This window comes from Tropicimonas aquimaris (assembly GCF_042676185.1).
In the GTDB taxonomy this organism is placed as follows: domain Bacteria; phylum Pseudomonadota; class Alphaproteobacteria; order Rhodobacterales; family Rhodobacteraceae; genus Tropicimonas; species Tropicimonas aquimaris.
In genome coordinates this window covers 1-21,547 of the sequence record NZ_JBHTJT010000011.1, presented here as the reverse complement: position 1 = coordinate 21,547, position 21,547 = coordinate 1, and the positions used below count along the sequence as shown (strand labels likewise).

Here is a 21,547-nt window from a genome sequence, read left to right as displayed (position 1 = left end):
GCCCGCTTCCGTCGTGGAGAGATCATGAAACGACCTACACTTCTGAAACGCATCGGCGTTTGGGGCATTTGCCTGCTGTGCCTGTGGCTCGCGCTGCCCAACGCCTTCTACGCGCGTGTCGACGCGCAGAACCAGTCCACCGCCGCCGGGCAATCGGTGGCGGTGAGTTGGCCCGGCTGGATGCCGTCCTCGCTCATCAACCTCGGGCTCGATTTGCGCGGTGGCGCGCACCTACTGGCCGAGGTGGACGTGCCCGGCGCGGTCGACCAGCGCCTCGCCGCCCTGTGGCCCTCGCTGCGCGATGCCCTGCGCGAGGAAGGGGGCAGCTCGGTCCAGATCAGGCGGGTGGATGCGCCTTCCGGGGAAATGCGCATCGCGCTCACACCGGCGGACTTCTCCGAGCGGGCAGCCGAGATCGCGGCAGGCTTCGCTTCGAGTGTCGTGACGCCGGCTGGCCTGGCGGCGCAGGATCTGGACGTCACGCTCGAGGAGGGCGTGCTGGTGCTACGCTACTCCGATGCCGGCACGCAGGCGCTGACCGACCAGCTGGTCTCCCAGAGCCTTGAAACCATTCGCCGCCGGATCGACGAGGCAGGAACCCGCGAGCCGACCATCCTGCGGCAGGGCGAGGACCGGATTGTGATCGAGGTGGCGGGCTTCTCCGACGCAGAGGCTCTCAAGGACCTGATCGGGACCACCGCGCAGCTGTCGTTTCACGAGGTCCTGCCGCGTGGGAGCGAAGATGACGACAGCGCCCTCACCTTGCCCTTGGCAGGGGAGACCGGGCAGACCTACCAGCTCGACCCGAAGCCAGTGGTGTCGGGCGATCACCTGACGGATTCGCAGGCGAGTTTCGATCAGAACGGGCGGCCGGCGGTCTCGTTCCGCTTCGACACGGCCGGCGCGCGTGCCTTCGGTGATTTCACCGCCGCAAACATCGGCAGCCCCTTCGCCATCGTGCTGGATGGAGAGATCCTGTCGGCGCCGGTCATCCAGGACCATATCCCGGGCGGCAGCGGCATCATCACCGGGCAGTTCACCGTCGACGAAAGCACCCAGCTCGCAACGCTGCTGCGGTCCGGCTCGCTGCCGGCAAAGCTGACCTTCCTAGAGGAAAAGGCGGTTGGTCCCGAACTGGGGAGCGAGAGCATCACCGCAGGCCTGAATGCCGGGCTGATCGGGCTGGCGGCCGTCAGCGTGCTGATGCTGGTCTGCTACGGCGGACTGGGCCTTGCGGCTGTCGCCGCGCTGGCGGTCAACATGGTGATCCTGATGGCCGTGCTGTCCGTCGTGGGGGCGACGCTCACCCTGCCGGGGATCGCGGGGATCGTCCTGACCCTTGGCATGGCAGTGGATGCCAACGTGCTGATCTTCGAGCGCATCCGCGAGGAGGTGCGCAGCGAGCGGAACCTGTGGCGGGCGGTCGGGCGCGGGTTCGACAATGCCTTCTCCTCGATCCTCGATGCCAATCTCACCGGCCTTCTGACCGCGGGGCTGATGTTCTGGCTCGGCGCCGGCCCGGTGCGCGGCTTCGCCATCACCCTGGGGCTGGGCATCCTGACTTCCATGTTCACAGCCCTCGTGGTCACAAGGCTCATCCTTCAGAGTTGGCTGGAATGGCGTCGCCCCTCGCGCCTGCCGCTGAACGGGCTGTTCCGCTTTCTCGACCGGCAGCCGGTGATCGACTTCTTCCGCCTCCAATGGGTGACCTTCGGTGCCTCCGCCACCGCCATGCTGGCCTCGATCCTGCTCATCGCCACGCTCGGCCTCAACCTCGGCATTGACTTCACCGGCGGAACCAGCCTGCGCATCGAGACGCCACATGTGCTGCAACTGGAGGAGTACCGGGGCGCGCTGAGCGACCTCGGGTTCGCCGACGTGGCGGTGTCCGAGGTCTTCGGCTCGGGCGGGGCGGACGCGGCCCATGTGGCGAACCTCCGAATCGCCGCCGAGAGCGACGGGGCATCGGGCGGTGCCGCATTGTCGTCGGAGCAGGTGCAGGAAGTGCGCACGGCGCTGTTGCAGGTGGACCCGGACATGAGCTTCACCGCGAGCGAAAGCATCGGCGGCAAGGTCTCTCCGGAACTGGTCAATGCCGCGATGATGGCGATCGCGGGCGGGGTGCTCTCGATTCTCGCCTATGTCTGGATGCGCTTCGAATGGCAGTTCGCCGTTGGTGCGGTCGTGGCCCTCGTGCACGACATCCTGCTGACGCTCGGGTTGTTCGCCCTTCTGGGGTTGAAGATCGACCTAGCCTTCGTGGCGGCGCTGTTGACCATCCTCGGGTATTCGATCAACGACACGGTCGTCGTCTTCGACCGGGTGCGCGAGAACCTCAGGCGCCATGTCTCGATGCCCCTGCGGGACCTGCTTAACCTCTCGGCCAGCGAAACGCTGAGCCGGACCGTGCTGACGTCGGCGACCACGTTGATCGCCCTGTTGGCGCTGTTGCTGTTCGGCGGGGATGTCATCCGGAGCTTTGCGCTGGCCATCGCTTTCGGGATCGTGGTTGGTACCTATTCGTCGATCTACGTGGCCAAGAACATCGTCCTGTTCCTTGGCGTTGACCGGAGACTGCCGGAGGCGCGGAAGCCTGTCGGCCGGTTTGACCACATCGAAGCCTAAGACTGCGCGCCCTGTCCGTGACGCCAGCAGGCACGGGCGGGGCACCGCTTCGACATCCTGCGAAGAACGTTGGGCGGTGCAGACTCGCCCGCGCTGCTCTAGACCGGTCTCGACCGGCAAAGGCACGGCAAGAGCTCGTCCGCGGGGGGCAGAAAAGCGCTAAAGCTTCGAGGTCAAAAGTATTATCGGGGCTGGTGGTGGGTGATGACGGGCTCGAACCGCCGACATCTTCGGTGTAAACGAAGCGCTCTACCAACTGAGCTAATCACCCGACATTCGGCCTGATACCGCGACGCGCCGGCACTGTGCAAGGCCGATTCCTGAGGAAGCGAAACAGCCGGCCCGCACGCTCCGTCCCGAAGAAGGGTGGGCGGCAGGTCATCCCCATGAACCCGCCGCCCGATGCGCGCCGTGGCACGCAACCAGTTGCACGTGAGTGGTGCCGTCGTCGAACGCCCCTCTCTTTGAGGAGAGGTCGCCGTCATCCGGTGGCTGAAACGAGAAAGGCCACCAGGCACTGCACAGACGCGACATTCAGCACCCCGGAACAGGACACTTGGGAGTCCTCGGTCCCGGTTCCTTCCCGGTGCCGCACACCCTCAGCTCGGCGCGGTGCTAAGCCTTGTCTGCAGTGATCCGGATATAGGGGACCGAGACGCACGGATTCAGTCCCGTAGTCGCGTGACAACCATGTTGTACGCTTGCCGCATGGGTTGGCGCGTCTGGATGCCCGTCAGGCCACCGCCTGCACCAGGCCAGCGCCGAGCCCCTTGACCGCCGCCGTTGTGCGGTCGTTCACGCCCAGCTTGCGAAAGATGCGCCGCACATGGGTGTCGACGGTATGAACCGAGATGCCGAGGATATCGGCGATCACCGAGTTGGACTTGCCACGCGCGATCCATTCCAGCACCTCCAACTCGCGGGCGGTCATGCCGAGCGGGGTCTGAGGTGTGGTGGAGACCATTTTGCAGTAGGAAAGGTGTGCGGCCTGCGCGACAAGCTGCAACTCGCGCAGCGCGTCCGGCGACAGCCTCGGCGCGCCCTCCGGAAACCCGAGATTCACGGTGCCGTTCCGGCAATCCGGTCCGAAGAGTTGCAGGATGACCCCGTCGCCGGACACTTCCTCGCGCAGGATGTCGAGAATTCTCAGCGCCTCCTCGGACAGATCCGCCATCCTTTCGGTATCGGACCAGTAGAAGGGTTCGGTGGTGGCCAGGGCGATCAGGGCGATCGGGTTGCTGCGAAAGAGTTCTTCCTCGATGAAGCGGGTCGCAAGGCGCTCCGGGAAACCGTCGTGGAAAATCGTCGGTTCGAGCTCACTTTCATAATCCGACAGGAAGTGACGATAGCTGACGCGTATCGCGCCGCGTTTGTGGAAGAAGTCGAGCGAGGCCTTCCAGAGCGCATCGGTATCGTGGGCCTCGCGAAGACGTATGATGAACTCCTCGCAGCTGGCCATCCAAACCCCTTTCCACCTTATACCTGCCGTACCGGCGGACCCCAGGGCTCAGCACCCGGTTTCGAGTCGCTCCTGACGTCCGTGGGCGACACGGTAAACCACGCCCTGGCAATCCTCCAAACCCGACATTGCCGCGACATCAATTCCAAGCAACGCACCGCGCAGGAACTGAGAGGTCACGCCATGGGTGACCACGATTGCTGGCTCACGCCGTTCCGAGACCCACTCGGCAATACGGGTCTGCATTTGCGCCACCGTCTCGCCACCGGGTGCGGAGAATTTCCAGAGAAAGGGATGGGGATCGTCGGCCAGCTCCGGGCGGCCGGCAAAAATCTCTTCGCGCGTCAGGCCCTGCCAATTGCCCATGCCGATCTCGCCGAGGCGGTCATCGATCATCGGCGCTCTCCCCGGCAGTGCCAGCGCGGCAGTTGCCAAGGCGCGGCCGCTCGGGCTGCACAGCAAAGGGAGCCTGCCGGCGCCGGCTACCCGCAGGATATGGCCCTGCCGCACTGCCTGCTCCCGACCAAGGGCCGTCAGCGGCGAGTCCAGCCGCCCCTGCATACGACCGGAGACGTTCCAGTGGGTTTCGCCGTGTCGCAGGATATAGAACTCGGGCATCGCGTCGGCAGATGGGAGGACAGCGTCGGGCGAATGCTGACGGTTGGGGAAAGCGAACTGGACCATCTTCCGTTTATCACCCTGTCGCGCACACTCATGCAATCGCTCCGAGTTCGTATACTCACTTTGGCTGACTTGAACCAAGGATGGATATGCACGCTGCCTGGCGGACGGCCGGGATGACCGAGGCTCGGGGTCCTGCAACTCGCCGACCCCGGTCAAGCTGCACGAGCCCATGCCTTGGCATTACGCACCGCTGGATCACGGGTTTGCAATGGTGCCGCCTTCGCAACTGTGAGAGACGAAACAACGCGTCTCCGGAGCTGATCATTTCGGCGCCGCTGTCGAGAAACGGTCAATTCCTCGCGATCCGCCCCCTGGATATTTCTGATTAGGTCTGGCGAGCCACCTCGGATTCTTCGATTTCATACCGCCTTTGACTGATGGAACGAGAGCACAACGCTTCACCGAGGCACTATGCAAAAGTTGCAAATCTCTGGGGTTGGGAGTGGGGCAAAGGAGTATCGGGCCGGTCTTCTGGAAAGAAGTCCCAACCGATTCGGAGGCGTGATTGCAGGGAAAGCACGTGCTCTAATGATCTAAATCATGTGAGAAAGAACTTTTTTGCCCCGCGGTTTGAGTGATTTCGGTGCTGACCGATCCTGAAGAGATCTTCCCGCCCTGCAAACTGGAGCGGGAGAACTGGATTGGCATGGTGGGATTGGGTTGCGCTCCCGTGAGGGCTACATAAATTATTGAATTTGTTTGATAAAATCCAAAAGCCCCGTAGGGATCGCGCTTTGAGATTGGGCGCGCGCGGCGGGGGTTAGCGTCGAAAACGGTCTTGCACGCGGTCCGGGTCTCTAGAGGGGCAATTTGTCGATGCAGCTCGTTGTTTCTGTTTTGGATACAAATTGTTCTCGTTTGGAGCGATTATTAACCCTTTGGTATATGGCACGCCTCAGTTTGAGGCGCATTTGGACTCTCGGGGTTCCTTGTGTCTGTGGGTGGGGTTTGATGCGAGCGCTGGTTTCCGGCTTTCGTGTTTTCTCCAGGGTAAATGAATTTCATGGATCGCCGCTTTGAAACGGCGTTGGGAGTGTTGTATCTCGTTTTTTCCTGTGAGTTTTCACAGGGTGTAGATTGGGGGGGGTATGAGTCTTGGAGGAAATTCTCTCTGCTGCGGCGAAATTTCGCTCGAAACGGCAGAAGTCATTTCTGGAAATTGCATCGGGGCTACTTTCGGAGGGTGTTTCGGAGGATGGACTGAAATCAGTCCACGAGCGCCATTCAACCCAGCAGCCGAAGACGGTTTTCGAGGCGTGGACCATCTCGAATTCCGGAGGGGCAAATTTCCCTGGAAACTGAGCGTTCACTTGAATCCGTTCCGTTTCAACAGATGCCAGGCGACCCATTCGAGCACCCGGACGGATGTTCGGGACATCTCGGGGCATGCCAGGGTGCGGCATCGCCGCCCTGTCCCGGGCGATGCGTTGCCGCAAAGCCCGGCAATTGGCGCCGGGGAATGTCCCGAGGCGCAACTTCGCCGGGAGCCTCATCGAGAGCAAGGGCCGGCTGACCGGAACCTCCGAAGGTTTACTCTCTAGCCCCCTCGTTCCCCGGACGAATTCTCCATCACGCAAGTCAACCTGACGACGAGTTATTTCGGAGTAGGACACAGTCATGGCCATTACTCAGACCTTTTCGCAAACCACGCTGACCGGAACCAGCCTCAACAACCCGACATCGTTGCAGATCGGTCCGGATGGACGGCTGTACGTTTCCCAGCAAAACGGGATCATCAAGGCATACGATCTCACGAAGTCGGGCGACACCTGGGTGGCCTCGAACGAAGAGACGATCACACTCATCAACGACATCCCGAACCACGACGATGACGGGGATCTGAATACGAGCGTGAGCAACCGCCAGGTGACAGGGATTGTGGTCGAGGGGACCGCGGAGAATCCGGTCCTGTACGTGAGTTCGAGCGATCCGCGGATCGGGGCGGGGGGAGCGGGAACGACTCGAACCTCGACACGAACTCGGGGATCATCTCGCGCCTGACATGGAATGGCACTTCCTGGGACAAGGTCGATCTGGTGATCGGCCTTCCGCGGTCTGAAGAGAACCATTCGACCAACGGCATGGACATTCGCCTTGAGGACGTGGAGGTCGCGCCGGGCGTTTTCGAGACGCACGAGATCATGTACGTCATGTCCGGCGGCCATGACAACAAGGGCGCTCCGTCCAACAATTTCGCTTATACGCCAGAGTATTACTACTCGGCCGCGATGCTGCGGATCGATCTGACCCAGCTCACGGAAATGGAACAGGAACTGCTGGCAAACGGCGGGCTGAACGGCGGAACGGCCTATGTGGACGAATACGTCTACGCGCTTCCGACTTTGGACGATCCGACCCGCAGCAACGTGACCGCCGTTACGGGTGATGGCGCGATCGACAGCGCCACTGGCACCACGGGTGCGGCCGATCAGGAAGCCGGCGACACGTTTGGCGGCAACGACGGGCGGAACCAGGCGAAATACGATCCGGACGGGCCCGTGCAGGTCTATTCACCGGGCTATCGGAATGCCTACGACGTGGTGATTACCGAAGCCGGGAACCTCTACACCTTCGACAACGGTCCGAACAACGGCTGGGGCGGGGATCCGGTCGCGGACGACGGCACCGAGGTTACCAGCGACACGCAGGTTGCGACGAACCAGCCCAATCTCACCGACAATACGAACGACTCCGACCCGGACAATCTCCACATCGTTCAGGAAGGCACCTATGGGGGCCATCCGAACCCGACCCGCGCCTCGGGAGCGGCGGCCGGCCTCTGGTCCGGTCAGGGCGGCGGGCTCAGCGAGGATGTCCAGCTCACGCCCACGAGCGATCCGTCGAACGATCCCACCACGGTCTGGGACGATCTGCCGGAGGATTGGGACACGATCACCGGCGGCATCACCAATCCGATCGAGGGGGTCTACTACGGGGGCGACAGCAATCCCGGCCCGAAGGACGAGTCCCTCCTGTCCATCGGCTCCTCGACCAATGGCATCACCGAATACACCGCCGACAACATTGGCGATGGTGGACCCGGCACCGAATACCTGGCGACGGTCTCCTTCAACGGAAACCTGACTTTGATCGAGGTCGGGACGGACGGCACGGCCGCAGGATCGACCGTCACCGATACCCAGTCGATCAGCGTCGGCGGTACGCCGCTCGACGTGACCGCTTTGGACAACAGCGGGATTCCCGGCAGCGGCGGTACCGGGGCGGGGGCGATGTTTGTCGCCCAGATTGGTGCCGACAACATCATCGTGCTGGAGCCCGGCGATCCGCCGGGGGTCGATCTCGATGCCGACGACGACGGCGTCCTGGACAAGAACGATCCCCTTCAGTTCGACCCGGACAACGGCACGCAGACCATCCTTCAGGGGGGGGAGACCCTGTTCTGGGACTTCAATCCTGCGGCGGGCGTCAATCCCGGGCCGAGCGGCGAATACAACATCGGCATGAACGGCTGGATGATCGACGGGTCAGGCGAGATTAACCCGGACGTGCTGATCGACGACCCGAGCGCGGACTTGCTGACCGATCTGAACAACACGATCCGTGGCGGTGCCCCGGGCGTCGTGCAGATCAAGCAGGTGGACGACGGGGATGCCTTCCTGGGCAACAATACGCAGAACGACGCACTGCAGGGTGGCTTCACCCCCGCCGATGACGTTGCAACTTTCACCATCCGAGTGCCGATCTTCAATCCCTACTCCAGCGTGGGGCTCGATCAGAATTTCGGAGCGGTCGGCTTCGCGCTCGGTGACGGATCGCAGCAAAACTACCTCAAGGTGGTGGCCGGGGTCGGCGGCGGCGTTCCCCGCTTGCAGGTCTACTACGAAGAGGGCGACGCGGGCGTTGTGGACATACCCGTCAATGGCACCCAGGATGCCGATTTCAACGATGCCGCGACGAATGCCACGGGCAATTCGATCTTCGAACTCTATCTCACGGTCGATCTGACCCAAAGCACACCTACGGCTCAGGCCTATTACAACTACGAACTCACGCCGGGCGGCGGCATGGTGCTGGCCCAGCCCAAGGCGATCGGCGGTCCGATCACGCTGCAGGGCGAGGTTCTGAAGGCCGTGACCGGTCAGAAGACCATCCAGGACGAGAGCGGGAACGACCTGCCGTCCTCTGCCATCGTCACGTTGCTGGCGACCTCCTTCGGGACCGAAACGCCCTTCGAGGCGAATTTCGTCGACATGGAGATCACGTCGACGAAGTTCCCGGATACCTTGGTTCCGGCCGACACCCAGTCCGACATCGACAACGCAACGCCGACCCCAGGCGAGGATACGATCGATTACAACGGGTCGGAGAGCGTCGTTCTGCCGGACGGCTTCGAGAATGTCGACCTGGCCAGCAATGACAACGACGGCGTGACCGTCACGCTGAACGATGACAACAACAGGGTTCTGGCCGGTGCCGGCCAACACACCGTCAACCTCGGTGGTGGCTCGAACACGGTCACCGGCTCGGCCGCCAACCTTGATGGCGACACCGTCGGCGACTTCGGCGATGACGATCAGGTCGTGATCGAAGGTGCGGCCGGTTCCGAGATCGTGTCGCGCATCGCCGGATCGGCGATCATCGGCATCGACACCGACAACGACGGGAACGCCGACACGACGATCACGTTTGCCGGGGATGTCCCGCTTCAGAATATCCAGGGGCAAGACGTGAACGGCGATTTCGTTCTGACAAATGTCGCCCAGAGCGAGCTTCTGTATCGCGTCAACGTTGGCGGAGGTCTCGTTGCTGCCATCGATGGCGAGATGGATTGGGCCGCGAACACCGGCGCCGGGGCGCAGTCCGGAGACGGCTTCGCGAACAACACCGGGAATCTGTCCAGCCCGAGCGCGGTCTCTGCGGCAACCGCTCCGTCGCCCTACGAACTGCCGTCCTACGTGCCTCTGGCGATCTTCGCAACGGAACGCTGGGATCCGGGTGCGGCACCGGAAATGGAGTTCACCTTCGATGCGCCTGTTGCAGGCATCTACACGGTGAACCTTCTCATGGCCGATGGCTTTGCCGGAACCTCGGCTGTTGGCCAACGTGTCTTCGACATCTCGATCGAAGGCAATCTGGTCGCGGACGATCTCGATCTCATCGACACCATCGGCGATCAGGTCGGCGGCCTCTTCAGCTACGAAGCCAATGTCACCGACGGGACCCTGAACATCCTCTGGGAACACGTCGTCGAGAACCCGCTCGTCAACGGTATCGAGATCTACGGCCCGACGTCGGGTGTGCCGGTGGACACGACCGCCCCGGAGATCTCCGAGATCGACGTTCAGCCTCTAAGCACGCAAGCCGGCAACGATCAGCCGATCATCGTTCTCGTAACCTTCACCGACAACGAAGGTGTCGATGAGGACTCGATTCTCGCAACGACCCTGTCCGTCAGCGGCGGCTCCATCGGGACTGATCCAACCCTTGTCAACATCACCAGCGGCGCCGACGGAGATCCGACAATTGTTGCCGAGTACATCGTCGATGCACCCGACGGCGGATGGCCCGCCAACACGCCCTATACGTTCGAGGTGTCCGGCGTAACGGACGAAGCCGGGAACGCCGTCACACCGTCAACCTCCGGTTACACGTTCTTCAACGCGGCTGCGCCCGGCGATCCGCTCTATCGTATCAACGTCGGCGGCGGGGAGCTTGCGGCGGCCGACGGATCTGCGCTTGCCTGGTCGGCCGATACCGGGAACTTCGGCGATGCAGGAAACAGTGCCTACCTGACCGCCAACAGCTCCGGCGGCAGCACATACAACACCAACGCCGGCTCCGCCTACCAGGTGACGAGCTACGACGCGGGAATCACTGCGGCAGCGCCCGACGCTCTGTTCAACACGGAGCGCTACGATGCGGCGAGCGCTCCTGAAATGAAGTGGGAGTTCCCGGTTGCCGGCGCTGGAGAGTACATCGTCAACCTGTTCTTCGCAGAAATCTTCAACGGGATTACGGAAGCGAACCAGCGTCAGTTCGACGTCTCGGTCGAGGGCACCGTGCCTGCGGTGTTCGATGACATCGACCCGTACGAATTCGCCGGTGCGGGGGGCGCCTTCATGCTGTCCTATACCGCGACAGTGACGGACGGCGTTCTGGATCTGGAGTTCATCCATGACATCGAGAACCCGGCCCTGAAGTGGATCGAGATCCTGCTGGCCGAAGAGGACGAGGCTGTCGACAGCTTCAACGGCACGCCGGCCGCTGGCGACGATTTCTCCAACGACAACCAGAACCCGGACGACGTCACGCTGAACCTTGGTGCCAACACGCTCGTGTCCAGCGGCGAGTTCTCGGACTCCGACTTCATCACCTTCGAGGTTCAGGCCGGCCAGCAACTGACCGCTATCAACCTGCTCGACTTCGTGAACGAAGGCGCCAACGCGGTGTTCCTCGGCATCCAGCAGGGCAGCACGATGCCGAGCCAGTCGGACATCGAGAACGGCATAGCGACGCTTGACGGTGGGCTGGTCTTCAACGAGTCGCAAGTGGGCAACGACATCCTTCCGCTCCTTGCCTCGAACACGGTCGAGGGCGCCGGACAACCGACCAACGGGCTGTCCCTGCCGCTCGGGCCGGGCGTCTACACGCTCTGGTTCAACCAGAACCAGGATCTGACGGTCAGCACGCTGGAACTGGTGACCGAGGAAATCCCGGCCTCCACGGCCGCGGCGGAGATCCTCGTCGATACCACCGGCATCAACGGCTCCACCTTCGGGAACCAGTCCTTCAACATCTCCAACACCGGCGATGTCGCCATCACGAAAGTGACGTTCGACCTGTCCTCCGCGATCCTGCCGGAGGTCGTGTTCGATCCGAACGGCACTGCCGGCGACGGCACGGCCAAGGGCTTCACGCCCGACGGCGGCAGCGAAGTGACGACCGGCGTCACCAGCCACAGCTTCACGGGCGCCTATGAAGGCGGCTTCTACGGCCTCGAGATCGACTTCAGCGATTTCCAGAATGGCGAGACGCTGACCTTCGGGCTCGATGTCGACCCGATCAGCATCAAGGGCGCCACTTCGCCGGGGCCGAGTGCATCCGGCTCGGTGTCGGGCTTCGAGCTGATCGGCAGCACGGTGACCGTTGAGTTCGAGGACGGCACCTCCGTCACCAGCAACCTGTTCGATGCCGGAAACGAGGCGGACGCCGTTGCGGTCGTCACTGCCGGTGCGCCCGTCGCGCCGACAATCGGCCTGCTCGACGGCGCGAGCCCCTCCACGGTCAACAGCGCGAACCAGACCATCGTGATCCTCGGAGCGCCGAACGCCGAGGTGACCCTGCTTCAGGTCGAAGCCGGCATGTTCATCGACGGGATCAATGGCCCGAACGCGCCGGACGGCTACGATGTGGACCCGTACGAGGCGAACAGCGCCATCAATCGCACGGTGTTCACCGGAACGCTGGATGCCAATGGCCAGCTCGCCGTGCCGGTCACGCTGCTGGACAGCGATGACGAGGGCGGGTTGAACCATTTCGTGGCCGTCGTGAATGGCGCGAATGGCCAGACCAGCCCGACCAGCAACAAGCTCGTGGTCGAGTTCGACGCCTCCGCCACCGGGCCGGGCGGATCCTACCTGCCCAACCCGCAGGGCAATTTCATCTTCGAAGCCGAGGATGGCCTGAACAACGGGCCCGGCGGGTTCGAGATCAAGGATCCGTCTCAGCTTGAGGCAGGACACGCCCAGCCGTCCAACGACTACATCGAGACCACTCCGATCATTTCGGCAACAACGCAGGCAACGGCGAGACGCTGACCTACAAGTTCACGCCGGAAACCGACGGCTTCATCCGGATCAATCTGATCTCGAGCTATCAGGGGGCGGATCCGACGGAAGAGAACGACGCCTGGACGAAGATCCAGCTCGACGGGGTGGACGTGCCCGCGCTGGATCGCTCCGTGCCCCTCGTCAGCAATAACGGCTTCTACAAGACCTACCAAAGCGGCGGGGCGTCGACCTCCTGGACTCTGGCGAACAAGAACGTCGACAACAACGGCCAGCCGATTGTCGTTCCGGTCGAAGGCGGAAAGACCTACGACTTCCTCCTGTCCGAGCGCTCTGCCGGCTTCGAGATCGACAAGATCGCGCTCGAATTCTTCGAGACCGACCCCGGCAACAACGGCCTCGGATCCTTCTCGAACCTGAACGGTCAGGCGCTCTCCGAACTGGTTCTGCCGGGAGCCGAGATCTCGGGGCGGGTGTTCGTGGACGCGAACGACAACAATGTCGATGACAGTGAGCCCGGGATTGCCGGTGTCACCGTCGAACTGCTCGACAGCGCCGGTTCGCTTGTCGCGACGGCGGTGTCGGCCGATGACGGCGGCTATGTCTTCGCGAACCTGGCGGATGGAACCTACTCGGTTCGCTTCCCGACCGCTCTCGAGGGTGACTCGCTGGTTGCACCCAACGCCGGGGCTGACGACATGATCGACAGCGACGCGAATCCGTCGAACAACGGTGAAACCCAGCCGGTTACCGTGGTGGCTGGCGACGTCGTCTCCGATGTCGATGCCGGCTATGATCGGGAGATCGTGCTGGTCGGCGCGGCGACGCTGGAAGTCACCGTCAATTCCGACAATGTTCAGTCGTCGAACTTCGGAAACAACTCCTTCGTGCTCTCCAATGTCGGCGACAAGGACATCGCCAAGGTCGAGATCGACGTGACCAACGCGATCTTTACCGATGCGGTCTTCGACCCGTTCGGCCAGGCGGGCGACCTCACCGCGAAGCACCTGACGATCAATACCGCCGGCAGCACCGGCGTTGACGCTCCGGACATCGGCACCAGTGGCGCGCCTGGGTCGAGCTACATCGGTGCGGGCGGCATTCAGGGCTTCGAAGGGATCCAGCTGACCTTCGATCCGAATTCCTCCGGTGGCTTCAACAGCGGTGAATCGGTTGGGTTCGCGGTCGACATGGATCCGAATTCCATCGCCGGCGCGCTGAAATCCATTCTCGACAGCGGCGCAAGCCCGGCTTGGGATATCGGGGGCATCTCCGGGGCCGAGCTGATCGGCTCGACCTTCACCGTGACCTTCACGGACGGCAGCACGGCCACCGGGTATCTGAGCGGCGCGGGCAACCAGGCCGGCTCCAAGGGCCTCGCGACCCAGGATTCGCCCGATCTGTCTCCGACGTTGACCGTCAACGGCCTCGTTCCGGGCGGTGTGGGCACCTACCAGGACGGCGGCCCGAGCATCATCATCGATGGCCCTGCCGGCGAGACGGTGCGCGTGGTGGTCGCCAAGGGCATCATCCAGCCGTTCACCAACAACTTCCCGGACGACTCTAATAATCCGAACGAATATCACGACCAGCTCGATGCGCAACTCGCCGCGCTCGCGGCGTCGGACTTCCCGGCCAACAATGCAGCCGAGTTTCTGACCGTGGACGTCGTTCTGACGGGGGCGCCGCAGGACATCTCCCGCCTGTTCGACTTCTCCCAGGTCTCGGAGGGGCAACCTTTGGCCGTTGACGAGAGCACGCTCCCGCTGGGAATTGTCGCGTCGATCATCGACCCGACCAACAACGACCTGCCGAAAGGCCCGGTGACCGATTCCATCTACCTGACGCACAGCGTCAACGCCGATCCGGTCGCGCAGGACGACGCTTTCAGCGTCGACGAGAATGCCGCGATCGTGGGCGGCGATGTCTTTGCCGACAATGGCAACGGTCCGGACAGCGACGCGAATCTGACCGATGTACTCACCGTGACGGAGGTCAACGGCGTGCCCGGTGACGTCGGAAGCCAGATCACGCTTCCGTCGGGAGCCCTGCTGACGCTGAATGGCGACGGCACTTTTGACTATGATCCGAACGGCATCGACGTGCCGGCGGGCGAAATCGCGGCGGATACGTTCACCTACACGATCTCGGACGGCAACGGCGGTGTCGACACGGCGACGGCAACCATCTCGATCAACGGAGTGGTGAACCCCTCCGACATCGACGACGACGGCATTCTCAATATCGACGATCCGTTCGCCTACGATGGCAGCAACGGTCTCGACCGGGTGCTGGTCGCGGGTGGAGAATTCACGCAGGACTTCGAAACGCCGACCGACGATCCGTTCGACGCCGATGGCGGGTTCACCGGCATTCTGGTGAACCAGGGCTTCGACTACGGGACCCCCACGGCTGCGGACCCCTACGGCAATCGGACCAACGAGGCGGATGTGTCGATCTCCGGAGGGACGTTGAACGTCCTTTCGACGGAAACCGACGCATTCTCCACCGGCACGGGCCCAAACAACACGTTGGCCGACGGGTACCAATCGGCTGTCGATGTCAGCGGCCTGACCACGTTCGAAGTGCACGCCCGGGCCAGCAGCGCCGACTGGTTGGCCTCTACCTCGCAGAATGGCTACTCCCAGTACGGGATCACCCTTGGCGCGGGCGGAACGGACGACTTCGTGAAGCTGGTGATCAGTGACCGGGCAGGCGGCACGCCGGCAATTGAAATTGCGCACAACAACTCGCTTGCCGGAGCGCCGAACTTCACGCTCGCTCCTTCGGGCGCGATCCCAATCGACCTTACCCTCTTGGGAGACGTCGAGTTCCGCCTGATTGTCGACAAGGCAGCGGGCGCGAACGGCCAGATCATCGGTCAGGTGGACTTTTTCGCGGCATCGGACGGCTCTTTGCTCACGTCCTTCACGTCCCCGCCGGTGGATATCCTCGCGAACAGCTCGCTTCTGGATGCGATGGCCAACGACAACCCGCTTACGGGCGGCGAGGGGACGGGCGGGCTCGCCTACGGCATCTTCGTGTCCGACTGGGGGGCCAATGCGAACAACCGGATTACGGCCAACTACGACTTCCTGACTATCCGGGCGCTGGACGACGTGATCGCGACGATCTCTGTCGACGATCCGACCGTGGTCGAGAGCGGTGACACGGGCGAGACCACGCTCAGCTTCACGCTCACCTCGGATGCGCCGATCAGCGGCGATGCGGATGTCTCCTTCCTATTGACGGGGACCACCGCCTCGGCGCCTGTGAGCCCGGCCACTGTGACCTTTGTGAACGGTGTCGCGTCCATCGACGTGACCGTCGCCAACGATGACAAAGCGGATGCCGACGACCGCATCGGCATCGAACTCACGGCCATCGCGCCGTCGACAGGCTCGGCCATCACCGCAACGCTGCAGCTTGGCGACGCGATCGGTGCCGGCGCCGTAACCGAGGACGATGCGGCGCCTGTAGGCGGCGACGACTCCGCGAACACGCCGCTGGATCAGGTACTTACCATCGCGGCCGCGGATCTGCTGTCGAACGACACGGATGCAGATGACACGGGTGCGGGCGACCTGACGATCATAAGCGTCGGGACGGACGGCTCGGACGGTTCGACGGCCAATGGCGGCACCGTCGCGATCGACACCAGCGGCGACGTGGTCTACACGCCGGCGGCGGGCTTCAGCGGGGAGGACACGTTCTCCTATGTGGTCAGCGACCCGGGTGGAAACACCGGCACCGCGACCGTCACCGTCGACGTGACCAACATTGTGATCGACGCCACGATCCAGGTGTCCGGCGAAACGACCTTCGGGACCAATGCGTTCGATATCGCGCTCTCATCGTCGACCTCCGAAGGGGTCACGATCAAGTCGGTCGAGTTCGACATCGGAACGGCGACCATGTCCTATGGTCTGGATTTGTCCGGAACCGGCGCATTCCTTGGCGCCGCGTGGGATCCGACCGGCAGCGCTGGAGACGCCGGCGCGCAGGGTCTTCAGTTCAACGACAATGTTGTCGGGCTGGTGGACCAGACCGGAGCGATCCTGCCGGCCACCGGGTCTCCCGGCTTCATCGGGACAACCGGCATCTATCCCTTCACCGACCAGCTCGCGGGCCCGATCGGTCCGGGTGGCTATCGGACGATGACCCTGAACTTCGACAACTTCGATGTGGGCGAAGCCTTCGACTTCGGAATGGACATCGATCCGCAGTCGATCCAGGGCGCGACCGGCACCGGCGAGGCCGGCGCCGTCTCCGGTGGCGAGATCGCCGGGACAACGATCACCGTGACCTTCGATGACGGCTTCGGAAACGACATCGTGCTGACGCGGCAACTCGAGCTGACCGGGCTCAACACGTCGCAGGCGACCTTCTCGAACGCGCAGGCGGTCTCCGCTCCGACGCTCGAGGTGGTTGGAGCGACCGATACGGAGCGCCGGGTCGAGACCTCGTCGGTCAACCATACGGTCGAGGTCAGCGGCGTGGTGCCGGGGGCGACGGTGGAGCTCTACCTCGTCGATGCGTCCGGTTACGAGAAGCACGGTGCGAACGGCTCGGCCACGCTGCCCTCGGATCTCTTCCATGGCAACGACATGGATGTTGCACCGACAATCCTGTCTGCCGTGGCGGACGGTTCCGGGGTGGCGACCTTCAACATCACCCTGAACGAGACGGACAACGGGGCAGCGCCCGCGACGGTGGATGGCTTGTTCTTCCTGTCGGCCGGCGTGGTGGACGGGCAGGGCAACCTACTCAGCGCCCTGGCGGAACCGGCGGAGCTCAAGCTGGTGGAGGCCCCCAACCAGGCGCCCGAGATCACCTCGCTCGATGCCTTCGTCTTCACCGAAGGTCAGACCGGAGCCGTCTTCACGGCAACGGCCACCGATCCCGAGAACGATCCGGTCACCTTCGATCTCGCGGGAGCGGACGCCAGCCGGTTCTTCATCGATGCGACGACCGGGGAAGTGACGCTTGTCGATGCGCCGGTTTTCACCATCGCCGACGAGGACATCGCGACAGTGGCGGACGTGGTGCAGACCCTCAACATCTCGGTCATCGCTTCGGATGGAGAGGACCAGACCGTGCAGGACGTGACCGTCGAGTTCCTGAAGGACAGCGATGGCGACACCATCGCCGACCTGAACGACAATGCGATCCTCGTCGCCAACACCGATCAGGCCGATACCAACTTGGACGGCTACGGCGACGTGCTGGATGCGGATATCAACGGGGATGGCCGTGTAAATCTTCTGGATTTCTCGATCCTATCTACGGCCTTCGGCACGTCGCTTGGAGACCCCGGCTTCGATGCTCGCGCAGACATCAAATACGACAATGCGATCAACCTGCTGGATTTCTCGGTGCTGTCATCGAAGTTCAACACCGACCTGCCTCAGTTGTCCTCCGTGGACCTGATCGAGATCTGAATTTGCGTCGATCGTAACCTGTTACCCTATTGGAGCTTGCCAGATGGCCCGTATTGTTATTGATCTCGACACCCTTGCCGACGGCGTTCAGTCGGTGGCCGACCTTGAAGTCGGGGACACCTTTGAGGCGCAGATCCTGCTCAAGGCGGACGCAAGCGAGCAGTACGACGGCGTCGAGTTCCACATCAGCTACGATCCCGCCGTCTTGTCGGCCACGAGCATCGTCAGCGAGAGCAGTGCAGAGCTTCCGCTCCCGATTTTTCCGGCGGCATTCGATAATACCTTGGGCGAGATCGATTTCGCCCGAGGTATTCTTGCGGCTTCTTCAAGCGGGGACCTGGTCTTGGCGACGATCACCTTCCAGGTGGTCGGTGCAGGATCGACAGATCTCGCCTTCGGCGGCTCACTCGATCCCAGCTTTGTTTCTTTCCAGGGAAACAACATCCTCGAAGGCACAGACACGGCCACGGTGTCTGTCGGGGGCGCGAACACGCCTCCGGTGGCCAGCGACGACACGGCGAGCACGTCTGAGGACACGCCGGTGACAGTGTCGGTGCTCGACAACGACGCCGACGCGGATGGCGATGCGGTGGTGGTGACCGGGGCGTCGGATCCGGCGAACGGGTCGGCCGAGGTCAACTCCGACGGCACGATCACCTACACGCCGGATGCGGAGTTCAACGGCACCGACAGCTTCACCTACGACGTCTCGGACGGCAACGGCGGGACCGCCACGGCCACGGTCGAGGTGACGGTGAACGCGGTGGACGACGCGCCGGTCGCGTCCGACGACACCGGTTTCTCGACGCCGTTCAACACGGCGCTGGAGATCAACGCGGCGGACCTCCTGGCCAATGACGACGACGGCGATCCGGAGCTGACCCAGGCGCTCAGTGTGACCGGTGTCGGGGCGGCCTCGGGCGGCACGGTGGGGCTCGACAACGGCGTCATCACCTTCACGCCGACGCCCGGCAGCACCGGGGCTGCGAGCTTCGAATACACGATGACCGACGGGTCGGGCGAGAGCGCGACGGCGACGGTCTCGGTCAGCGTCGGCGCGAACACGCCTCCGGTGGCCAGCGACGACACGGCGAGCACGTCGGAGGACACGGCGGTGACGGTGTCGGTGCTCGACAACGACGGCGACGCGGATGGCGATGCGGTGGTGGTGACCGGGGCGTCGGATCCGGCGAACGGGTCGGTCGAGGTCAACTCCGACGGCACGATCACCTACACGCCGGATGCGGAGTTCAACGGCACCGACAGCTTCACCTACGACGTCTCGGACGGCAACGGCGGGACCGACACGGCCACGGTCGAGGTGACGGTGAACGGCACGGCGCGGATGGTTATCGACACCGACACCTCTGCCGCCGGTGTTCAATCGGTCGCCGACCTCGCTGTCGGGGACAGCTTCGAGGTGCTGGTGTTGCTCGAGACCGGGGCGGGCCAGCAATACGACGCCGCCGAATTCCACCTCGACTTCGACCCGGCCGTTCTCGCGGCGACCGGCATCACGGTGCTGAGCGGCGCCGAGCTTCCGCTGGAACTGGTTCCGGCCGCCTTCGACAATTCCGCCGGTACGATCGACTTCGTGCGCGGCGCGTTGACGAACTTCCCGTCCGGCTCGCTCGCTCTGGCGAGGATCAGCTTTGACGTGGTGGGCTCCGGCTCGACGGACCTTGCCTTCAACGACGCCTTCCCGCGCGAGACCGGGGTGACCTTCGCCGGGGCCAGCATCCTGGACGGCACGGATGGCGCCACCGTCAACGCGACGGCGCAGAACACGCCCCCGGTGGCCAGCGACGACACGGCGAGCACGTCTGAGGACACGCCGGTGACGGTGTCGGTGCTTGACAACGACGCCGACGCGGATGGCGATGCGATTGTGGTGACGAAGATCGCCGGTGTCGATGCGACTGTCGACACGGCCATTCTGCTTCCCAGCGGCGCGACTGCGACGCTCCGGTCCGATGGCACGATCAGCTATGACCCCAACGGGGCTTTCGATGGGTTGAATGCCGGGCAATCCGGGGCAGACAGCTTCAGTTATGTGATCGCGGATGCGCAAGGCTCCGAGGCGACCGCTCAGGTCGACGTCAGCGTCAACGGCAAGGATGACACACCGGGCAGCGACGGCATCGGTCTGTGGCTGTTCGAGGAGGGGGCACCGGGCCGGGACGAGACGGAGCAGGACAACACGGCGCTGTTCCGCAATGGGGCGTTCGTTTCCGGCGGCGCTGCGCAGTTCGACGGGGTGAACGACTACGTCGAGATCCCCGACCTGCCGCTCTACGACCTCGACGAGGGCAGCATCGCGATCACCCTGACCGTGGCCGACCTGAACGGGCTGTCCGGCCTCTTCTCTCGAGACAGCTCGGGCTACGACGGCGGCGGCCATGTGAGCGCCTGGGTCGACAACGGCGGCGCGGTGCTGGTGCGCCACCAGACGACGTCGACCTCCTATACGGTCGAGACGGCCGCCGGCGTGGTCTCGGAAGGCGAGCAGATCTCGCTGGTCTACCGGTTCAGCGACGCGGGCGGCATGGAGCTGCTCCAGGACGACGGCCTCGGCAACCTGACGCTCCTCGCCCAGAACGCCAGCGCCGACGTGAGCCTCGCCGGCAACGACGAGCCCTGGGTCGTCGGCGCAGCGCAATCGCGCTCCGGAGACGGCGTCGCCGACAGGATCGAGGACTTCCTCGAAGGCTCCATCGACCGCTTCGAGATCTATACCGGGGCGCCGCCCTCGGTCGATCCGAACCTTCCGCCGACCGCGGCGCCCGACAGCGCCACGACGCAGGAGGACAGCGCGCTCACGAACATCGCCGTGCTGGGCAACGATGGCGACGCCGACGGCGACCTGCCGCTCGTCCTGGCCGGCGTGGTACAGCCGGCGAACGGCACGGTGACGCAGAATGCGGACGGGACGCTGAACTATACGCCCGACGCCGATTTCTTCGGCACCGACGTGGTGCTCTACACGGTCCGCGACGCCCGCGGCGCGACCTCGCAGGGCGTTCTGACCATCGAGGTCAGCCCGGTCGACGATCCGGCCATCGCCAACGATGACAGCGGTGCGACGCTGGTGAACACGCCCGTCGCGATCTCGGTCCTGGCGAACGATATCGATGTCGACGGCCCCGCGCCGAGCATCGCAAGCTTCGACGCGACCTCCGCCAACGGCGGGACGATCACCAGTGCCGGCGGGGTGCTGACCTACACCCCCGCGGCGGGGTTCGAGGGAGCGGACAGCTTCGGCTACACCCTCGCAGGCGGCGACAGCGCGGTGGTGACGGTCAATGTGTCGAATCCGAACCTTCCGCCGACCGCGGCGCCCGACAACGCCACGTCGCAGGAGGACACCGCGCTCACGAACATCGCGGTGCTCGGCAACGACGGCGACGCCGACGGGGATCTGCCGCTCGCTCTTGCCGGTGTGGTGCAGCCGGCCAACGGCACGGTGACGCAAAACTCGGACGGGACGCTGAACTACACGCCCGACGCCGATTTCTTCGGCACCGACGTGGTGCTCTACACGGTCCGCGACGCGCGCGGGGCGACCTCGCAGGGCGTTCTGACCATCGAGG

7 protein-coding genes and 1 tRNA gene are annotated in these 21,547 nt (G+C 63.7%); 5 read left to right on the top strand and 3 right to left on the bottom strand.

Going from position 1 to position 21,547, the window contains the following annotated elements; all coding sequences use genetic code 11:
- Positions 1–24 precede the first annotated feature (24 nt).
- The gene (gene secD / locus ACFQ2S_RS10385; protein WP_386074395.1) at positions 25–2,625 is read left to right on the top strand and encodes a protein translocase subunit SecD; all 2,601 of its coding nucleotides are present in this window, start codon (positions 25–27) and stop codon (positions 2,623–2,625) included.
- Between the two features lie 195 nt (positions 2,626–2,820).
- On the opposite strand, the gene ACFQ2S_RS10380 is transcribed toward secD, so the two are convergent.
- The 3 genes from ACFQ2S_RS10380 to ACFQ2S_RS10370 form a co-directional block, all read right to left on the bottom strand.
- Positions 2,821–2,896, bottom strand: a tRNA-Val gene (locus ACFQ2S_RS10380).
- Between the two features lie 462 nt (positions 2,897–3,358).
- Positions 3,359–4,084, bottom strand: coding sequence for a helix-turn-helix transcriptional regulator (locus tag ACFQ2S_RS10375; RefSeq protein WP_386074394.1), 726 nt, complete (start codon positions 4,082–4,084; stop codon positions 3,359–3,361).
- 48 nt (positions 4,085–4,132) lie between these two features.
- Positions 4,133–4,768 (bottom strand): histidine phosphatase family protein, encoded by a 636-nt coding sequence (locus ACFQ2S_RS10370; protein WP_386074393.1) that lies wholly within the window; start codon positions 4,766–4,768, stop codon positions 4,133–4,135.
- 1,617 nt (positions 4,769–6,385) lie between these two features.
- Here ACFQ2S_RS10370 and ACFQ2S_RS10365 point away from each other — a divergent pair.
- The 4 genes from ACFQ2S_RS10365 to ACFQ2S_RS10350 all read left to right on the top strand — a co-directional run.
- Positions 6,386–6,769: a hypothetical protein gene (locus ACFQ2S_RS10365; RefSeq protein WP_386074392.1), complete on the top strand. Its 384-nt coding sequence runs from the start codon at positions 6,386–6,388 to the stop codon at positions 6,767–6,769.
- Between the two features lie 80 nt (positions 6,770–6,849).
- The gene (locus ACFQ2S_RS10360) at positions 6,850–12,546 is read left to right on the top strand and encodes a malectin domain-containing carbohydrate-binding protein (protein ID WP_386074391.1); all 5,697 of its coding nucleotides are present in this window, start codon (positions 6,850–6,852) and stop codon (positions 12,544–12,546) included.
- A gap of 143 nt (positions 12,547–12,689) precedes the next feature.
- Entirely contained in the window at positions 12,690–17,957 is a 5,268-nt protein-coding gene (locus ACFQ2S_RS10355; protein WP_386074390.1) for an Ig-like domain-containing protein, read from the top strand.
- A gap of 43 nt (positions 17,958–18,000) precedes the next feature.
- Positions 18,001–21,547, top strand: a 3,547-nt coding sequence (locus tag ACFQ2S_RS10350) for an Ig-like domain-containing protein (RefSeq protein WP_386074389.1), incomplete at its 3' end; no start/stop codon positions are given.